Annotated in this window: 7 protein-coding genes; 3 read left to right on the forward strand and 4 right to left on the reverse strand. The window is 38.6% G+C overall.

What is annotated here, in order from left to right; all coding sequences use genetic code 11:
- Positions 1–278: 278 nt before the first annotated feature.
- From ACOVQ4_RS00720 to ACOVQ4_RS00735, 4 genes are all read right to left on the reverse strand, one after another.
- Complete coding sequence (locus tag ACOVQ4_RS00720; RefSeq protein ID WP_421818762.1) at positions 279–875, reverse strand: Crp/Fnr family transcriptional regulator; 597 nt, start codon at positions 873–875, stop codon at positions 279–281.
- A 212-nt stretch (positions 876–1,087) separates the two neighbouring features.
- On the reverse strand, positions 1,088–2,638 hold the full coding sequence (locus tag ACOVQ4_RS00725; protein WP_421818763.1) for an FMN-binding glutamate synthase family protein: 1,551 nt from the start codon (positions 2,636–2,638) through the stop codon (positions 1,088–1,090).
- Between the two features lie 117 nt (positions 2,639–2,755).
- Complete coding sequence (locus ACOVQ4_RS00730; RefSeq protein ID WP_421818764.1) at positions 2,756–3,334, reverse strand: DUF502 domain-containing protein; 579 nt, start codon at positions 3,332–3,334, stop codon at positions 2,756–2,758.
- Positions 3,294–3,815, reverse strand: coding sequence for a DUF4139 domain-containing protein (locus tag ACOVQ4_RS00735; RefSeq protein ID WP_421818765.1), 522 nt, complete (start codon positions 3,813–3,815; stop codon positions 3,294–3,296). The genes ACOVQ4_RS00730 and ACOVQ4_RS00735 overlap by 41 nt, the downstream gene beginning before the upstream one ends.
- 122 nt (positions 3,816–3,937) lie before the next feature.
- Between ACOVQ4_RS00735 and ACOVQ4_RS00740 the strand changes: the two genes are divergently transcribed.
- The 3 genes from ACOVQ4_RS00740 to ACOVQ4_RS00750 all read left to right on the forward strand — a co-directional run bounded on the left by ACOVQ4_RS00740 (position 3,938) and on the right by ACOVQ4_RS00750 (position 6,917).
- A complete protein-coding gene (locus tag ACOVQ4_RS00740) occupies positions 3,938–5,008 on the forward strand; it encodes an Ldh family oxidoreductase (protein ID WP_421818766.1) in 1,071 nt (356 codons plus the stop codon).
- A 341-nt stretch (positions 5,009–5,349) separates the two neighbouring features.
- Positions 5,350–6,399 (forward strand): endolytic transglycosylase MltG, encoded by a 1,050-nt coding sequence (mltG, locus tag ACOVQ4_RS00745; RefSeq protein ID WP_421818767.1) that lies wholly within the window; start codon positions 5,350–5,352, stop codon positions 6,397–6,399.
- A 107-nt stretch (positions 6,400–6,506) separates the two neighbouring features.
- Positions 6,507–6,917 carry an acyl-CoA thioesterase gene (locus ACOVQ4_RS00750; RefSeq protein WP_421818768.1) on the forward strand — a complete coding sequence of 137 codons (411 nt, stop codon included), beginning with the start codon at positions 6,507–6,509 and terminating at the stop codon, positions 6,915–6,917.
- Positions 6,918–7,047 lie beyond the last annotated feature (130 nt).

The following is a 7,047-nucleotide window of genomic DNA, read 5'->3' on the forward strand; positions in this document are numbered from 1 at the left end:
TGTAGTCTGATTACTCGAAAAAACGAGAATTGTCATTCTGGTATTGAGACTTTTCACTTTATTTTATAGAAACAGAAATGCTTAAATAATTTGCGCTGGGGCTATTACCAACAGCAAGAGTTTTTTTCAAGGCTTATAATGTTTTTCAGACGATTATCTCTATTTTCTTTTAAGGCTTTAGTAACAATCCGTTAAAAAATAGACCGCACCTTTACATGAAGTATGCGGTCGAAAAATGGTTAAGGGTAGTAGCGTTTGTCAATTTGAGAAGAATGTCCTCATACCTTATCGGTCGAAACTTTTTGATTTCTCGAGCGCAATCTGCTCAAAGATTCTGGAGTAATCCCCAAGTAAGATGCTACATAGTATTGTGGAATACGCTGCATCAAATGAGGGTAGGTTTTCAAAAAGGCCTCGTACCTTTCAATAGCGGATTTCTCGATAAACCACCTCAAACGTAAATCTTGCTTAATTAAAATAGCCTGTAAAAATAATCTACCGAGCCTCTCCCAGTTATGGTATTGATCATAAAGTGCTTCTAAATTTTCAAATTGAATAGCAAGACCTTCGCAAGGTTCTATGGCCTGAACAGCTTCGTAGGAGGGTTGTTGTGTGAAAAAACTCACTGCCGAAGTGTTAAACATTCCTTCCTCTGCAAAGTAATTTGTGATATGTCCCTTCTTTGAAATAGGAACGTAGTTTCTCATGATACCCTTATAAATGAAAAATACCTCCTTCGCTACCTCACCAACCTGTAACAGGTGTTCATTTTTACCAAGTTTTTTTGGATAAAAATGCTTTTCAATTAAGTCTAACTCCTCCTTTGTAAAATCCGAAATGAATTGTGAAGCTACGTTTCTAATTTGGGTGTACATAAATTTTAATTTACTGGTTATAAAAACAAAGTGTTTTACTAAGATGTTAGGCTTCTGGAATGAAGATGAAATATTCAGCGACGAAAAAACTAAATAAAAGTGCAAAATACGTAAAAAATGCCAAAAAATTCAATTTTTATGTGATGAAGTAGTATTGGAGGTGATAAGTGAGGTATGCAGTTGGAGGGAGGACTCCAACTGCTAGGGTAAGTCTATTTTGAGGCCTTGTTTCCCCCTAAAAATGGGGAGGCTAGTAAATCTGAAACTCCTTTGAAAGGCACGGGGGTTTTGTCATAACCAAATGCCGTGGCTAGCGATTGTGTCTTATTGTTATCGCCCATAGCCATGTCTACGTCCTTCATGTTCATTTGAGCAGGATGCTCATAACCACAAGCATGAGCAATTTCGAGCATTTCTTTATTCAGCGTTTTTAGGTAATTATAAAAACGCTCGCTTTTGAGTGTTGGGTCTATCCCGCCTTGTAGCCATTTGTTTGAAGTAGCGATTCCTGTAGGGCATCTATTGGTATGACAAACCTGTGCCTGAATACAGCCAATAGACATCATGGCTTCGCGTCCGACGTTCACCAAGTCACAACCCATGGCAAATGCCATCATTGCTTTTTCAGGAAAACCTAATTTACCCGAACCTATAAACACGATTTTGTCTGCGAGGCCATAACGTTGGAAAATTTTATAGACTTTACTAAAGGCAAATGTAAAAGGCAAAGATACATGGTCTGCGAAAGCATGAGGGGCTGCTCCTGTACCGCCTTCTCCTCCGTCGATGGTTATAAAGTCGGGGCCTTTTCCAGTTTTTACCATATATTGAGCCAATTCTTCCCACATTTCTAGCTTTCCTACTGCCGATTTGATTCCGACAGGAAGACCAGTGTTGTGAGCCATTTGTTCAATGAATTCGACCATTTCTGGAATAGTAGAAAATGCCGAATGGTAGGCTGGCGAAATTACATCTTTTCCCATAGGAATATGTCGAATTTCGGCAATCTCTTTCGTGATTTTCGAAGCAGGCAAAACCCCACCTTTGCCAGGTTTGGCACCTTGGGATAACTTGAGCTCGAGTGCACGAATAAAAGGATTATCCTGCGTCATTTTAATAAGCTTTTCCATCGAAAAGTTGCCTTCATCGTCGCGAACACCAAAATAGGCGGTACCAATATTGACCACAACATCGGCTCCAAATTTATGATAGGGCGATAGCGAGCCTTCACCAGTGTTGTGATAGCATCCAAATTTGAGGGCTCCCTGATTGAGTGACTCAATTGCTTTGGCAGAAAGTGAGCCATAACTCATCCCCGAAATGTTTACGATTGAATAGGGTTTGTAGGGCTTTTTGCGATTGTGGTATTCTCCAATGGTTTTGGCACAGGGCACTACACTGGGGTCTTTGAGGTTAGGATGAGATGCGGGTAACTTCAAACCCAACATGGCATGCTTTATAAAAATATATCCAACCGCATTAAAATCTTGATCTGAACCAAATCCTTGAAGGTTATTTTCTTTTTTTGAGGATGCATAAACCCATGCACGCTCGCCTCGATTAAAGGGTAGTTCTTCTCGGTTGTTGGCAACAATATATTGCCTCAATTCTGGCCCGATTGTTTCTAGCATGTATCGGATATGTCCGATTACGGGAAAGTTGTGCTGGATCGTATGCTTTTTTTGTAGAATATCACGGATGGCCAATCCCACAATCGGTATCACTATCCAGACGCTCCAGTGTAAGCTTTGAATGAATTCCATAAGGTTTATTGGAAAAATGGTTGTTGAGTTTATAAAATTTACTGCTAAACTAAAAGAATCTATTCAGATTTTTAAGTCAGTGAAAGGAATCTAAGGTTGTTTTAAGTTTGAAGAATACTATTTAGCGTCTTGTGTGAGCGATACACCGCCTGATATAATCATTTTCATTGCATCAGACGACGGTATGTCTAATTCTGTAATGCTGGCTCTTGGAATAATCAACATCTCGCCCGAAAAGGCATAGGAATGTGGGCAATACACCATCACGTCTTCGTCAAGTGCCAAAAAACTAAGGTCATTTTGGGTGATAAAGCCTATTTTTTTAATGCCACTTTCTTTATTTATGGTAAATAAAACGGGTTGATTAAACTTCTTTTTATCTCCAACAAATGCCCCCACTAAATCTTTCAATGAAAAATATATGAGTCCGACTAAAGGAAGCCGAGAAAGCGCCTCCTCAAAAATTTTTAGGACTGGAACGGCAATAAATGACGAACCCAAAAAACCAACTACTAAGATGATGGCAAGCAATACTACAAGTCCTGTGCCTCTAAAATGAAAGTAAAAGTGTTCGTCAAGAGAAGAAAGAAGGTTAAAGATGATGTAACCTGTAATATAAACAGGCGCAAGTAAGAGAAGACCTTGAACAAAATAACTAAATAGCTTTGCGCTTATACGTTTGAATTTGAAAGACATTTTTTATATCAATTATGGTTTTGCCTTTGGGATAATGCACTCGATAACTCAGTACGATGATTTTGGCTTCTTTGGGTTTGAGTGCAAAATCCCAGAAAAGTTTATTTCGATTATAATCAACAGTGGCATCAGAATTTTCTTCCATCTCAAAAACTAGCTCAGTATCCTTGATGTCGGGAATCGTTTCGCCAACTACAATATTTAAAGTCTTTAGCCATGGATTGTATACTCGAATAGCAATCGAGCGATATTCGTGAATGAGTTCATCGTCTATTAGTTTGGTATGATGTTTTATATCACGTCTAATTTTAATTCTAAGATTTTCTTCAACACGTAAGGTAAGTGTATCGGGTTTATTGATAAATGGTACTTTTTGTATCTTGTTTTTTTGAGCTTGTACACTGAAACAATGACAAAAAAACAAGGCGAAAAGTGCCATTTTTGCATCTTTTTGCCAGATTTTTACTAATATTCTTTTCAAGGTCTTCAAAATAAGGATGGTGGCTAATAATATGGATTTTTTGAAATAGCGACAATCATCGAACATTTATTTGTAATTTTGCCTCGTAAATCTCAAAAAAGAAATATTCAAAATTTTAGATAATGAATTTTCAATATACGCAATTACAAGAATTTATCCAACAGGTTTTTCTGTCGATTGGATGTAGTGAAGAAGATGCCCTGTTGGCGTCTCAGGTATTAATTTCTGCTGATTTAAGAGGTGTTGATTCGCATGGTATTGCTCGTTTGAGTGGGTATGTTAGATTATATGATAACGGTCGCCTCAATCCTACACCAACCATAAAAATTGTGCATGAAACTCCCTCTACCGCTGTGATAGATGGAGACAAGGGTCTAGGCTTGGTAGTTGCACCCAAAGCGATGGAGATTGCTATGCAGAAGGCCGAGAATGTAGGTTCTGGCTGGATATCGGTACAAAACTCAAATCATTTTGGGATAGCAGGCTATCATGCTATGAAAGCATTGCATAAAGATATGATTGGTTGGGCTATGACCAACGCCGCACCTTTGGTTACTCCAACGTTTTCTAAAGAAAAATTATTAGGAACAAACCCTATTGCGGTTGCAGTTCCTGCTGCTCAAAATCCTCCTTTTGTAGCAGATTTTGCCACTACTGCGGTGGCTTATGGTAAAATGGAGATTCTACAGCGCAAATCTGCACCAGCTCCTCTTGGATGGGTACAAGACAAAGACGGCAACCCAACCGATGATGCCAATGCCGTCAAAAATGGCGGTGCATTGTTGCCATTGGGAGGTGATCGTGAGCATGGGTCTCACAAAGGATATGGGCTAGGAGCAATTGTAGATATCTTCTCAGGGGTACTGTCTGGGGCTAATTTTGGGCCTTGGGTACCGCCATTTGCAACGGCAGGATTTATGGCTGCTGGCGAACAAGTAGGAAAAGGTACGGGGCATTTTTTGGGTGCTATGCGTATTGATGGCTTCAGACCAGCCGATGAGTTTAAAGCCGACATGGATAAATGGATTAATCGCTTTAAAGCAGCTCCAGCAATCGATGGAAAAAGTGTATTGATTCCGGGTGACCCCGAACGAGCCTTGGAAGCACATCGAAAAACGAATGGCATTGACCTTTTGGAACCAGTAGTCAACGACCTAAATGCCTTAGCAAATCGTTTTGGAATTAAATTTTAATTATTAGCAATCTTAGGATTTTAAATAAGTAATGGTGTAGAATAAGATTTAAGTTATGTGTTTAGGTAACAGGCACAAGGCAAAGAGTGTTAAAATGTGTTTAATGACCACAGACATGCATTTTTCCCAAAGCCCAACGCCGAAAGCCGATACCTGCAAGCTCAAAATACAATCTTAAATGTTATTTTGCTCACTAACTTAGTAGGAAAGACTAAATTAATAGTATACTTGAGGTGGAATTTGGCCATAACCTTTTGATTATGAATAACTTCAATTAACCAATATACTATTGACTCATAACGTTTTACTACGTAACATCCTTGATACAATAAACTACAAAGATGCAAAAGAACAACACTCTCATTCGTTACCTGATTATAACGGTTGCCTTATTCGCAGCGATGTTTTCTTATTATGTATGGCAAATCGCCAAAACGCCTAACTATCAGGTAGATGAGAAAAAAGGATTCGCTTTGTTGATTCCAAAAGGAGCTACCTTCGAAACTGTTTGGGATTCGCTACAGTCTCACAAAATTGTGAGAGACGAGCTTTCATTTAAGTTCTTGGCAAGATTATTAAAATATAAAGAAAATGTCCATGAAGGACGTTATGTGATTACTGCCGAAATGGGAAATTATGAATTGTTGAAAAAGTTGCGTGCTGGTCGCCAAGATGCAATTCGTTTGACTTTCAATAATATCCGTCTAAAGAAAGATTTGGTGCATAAAATTGGGAATCGTTTCCAGTTTGATTCATTGACTTTTGCCAAAATGTTGAATGACTCGGCCATTGCACGAAAGTATGGATTCAGTACCGAGACCATTATGTGTATGTTTTTGCCCAATACTTATGAAATTTATTGGACAGTGACTCCAAACGAGTTTTTTGATACGATGAATGGTTGGTATAAAAAATTCTGGACAGAGGAAAGAAAGCAAAAAGCGGCTGCTATCGGACTTACACCTATTCAGGCTCAAATTATGGCTTCAATCGTAGAAGCAGAAACAAAAAAGCAAGACGAAAAACCTCGTGTAGCAGGGGTATACATGAATCGTCTGAATGCTAAAATGCCTTTACAAGCAGACCCCACTGTAGTATTTGCCCATCAGGATTTTACTATTAAACGTGTAAATAGTACTTTGACGAGTATTAAGTCTCCTTATAACACCTACAAGGTAATTGGATTGCCTCCTGGCCCAATCAATTTGCCAGATTTGAAATCGATTGATGCGGTTTTGAATTATGAACATCACAAATACATGTATTTCTGTGCAAAGGAAGACTTTTCGGGTTATCATAACTTCGCCGAAAGTTTTGAAGATCATCTCAACAATGCTCGTATTTATCAGGATGCATTGAATAAACTCAATATTCACAGCACTAAAAAATAACTTTATTGATGCAAAGACTACAAAGAAAGACCTCGGGTCTGGTTTGTAGTCTTTGTGTTTTTATCAAAAATCAAAGCATCCATTTTCTCCAAAATTTCGTAATTGTTATGTATATTCACAAGTTCACTTATCGTGTTCGCTATGCCGATACCGACCAAATGGGATATGTTTATTATGGAAACTATGCTCGCCTATACGAAATTGGTAGGGTAGAGGCACTCCGAAGCTTGGGATTTAGTTACAAGGAAATGGAAGATTCAGGTGTGATGATGCCTGTTTATGAAAACAAATCAAAATATATTGCCCCAGCACTGTACGACGAGGTTCTAACTATCAAAACAACTTTACAAACCATGCCTTCGGCTCGTGTGGTCTTTCATTATGAAATATTCAATACGCAAGATAAATTAGTGCATACTGGTGAGACTATATTGGTTTTTGTTAATCGCGAAACCAATCGATTAACCAAGGCTCCCAAAGAATTAATCGACTTGTTACAACCTTATTTCACAAGCTAAAAAGTTAGTAGGCGTTAGGCGATAGGCATTAGGCGATAGGCGTTAGGCAACGGGCGTTAGGCATTAGGCGTTGGCCAATAGTCACTCAGTTAAAGAAAGAAATGATAAAGACCTTTTGCCTACGGCCTAC

Origin of the sequence: Flectobacillus sp., from assembly GCF_049240685.1 — a bacterium.
Classification (GTDB): Bacteria; Bacteroidota; Bacteroidia; order Cytophagales; family Spirosomataceae; genus Flectobacillus.

What these genes read in the sequence shown, in the direction of transcription:
- ACOVQ4_RS00720 (WP_421818762.1), bottom strand. Translation starts at nt 875, where the DNA reads ATGTACACCCAAATTAGAAACGTAGCTTCACAATTCATTTCGGATTTT.
- ACOVQ4_RS00725 (WP_421818763.1), bottom strand. Translation starts at nt 2,638, where the DNA reads ATGGAATTCATTCAAAGCTTACACTGGAGCGTCTGGATAGTGATACCG.
- ACOVQ4_RS00730 (WP_421818764.1), bottom strand. Translation starts at nt 3,334, where the DNA reads ATGTCTTTCAAATTCAAACGTATAAGCGCAAAGCTATTTAGTTATTTT.
- ACOVQ4_RS00740 (WP_421818766.1), top strand. Translation starts at nt 3,938, where the DNA reads ATGAATTTTCAATATACGCAATTACAAGAATTTATCCAACAGGTTTTT.
- mltG (WP_421818767.1), top strand. Translation starts at nt 5,350, where the DNA reads ATGCAAAAGAACAACACTCTCATTCGTTACCTGATTATAACGGTTGCC.
- ACOVQ4_RS00750 (WP_421818768.1), top strand. Translation starts at nt 6,507, where the DNA reads ATGTATATTCACAAGTTCACTTATCGTGTTCGCTATGCCGATACCGAC.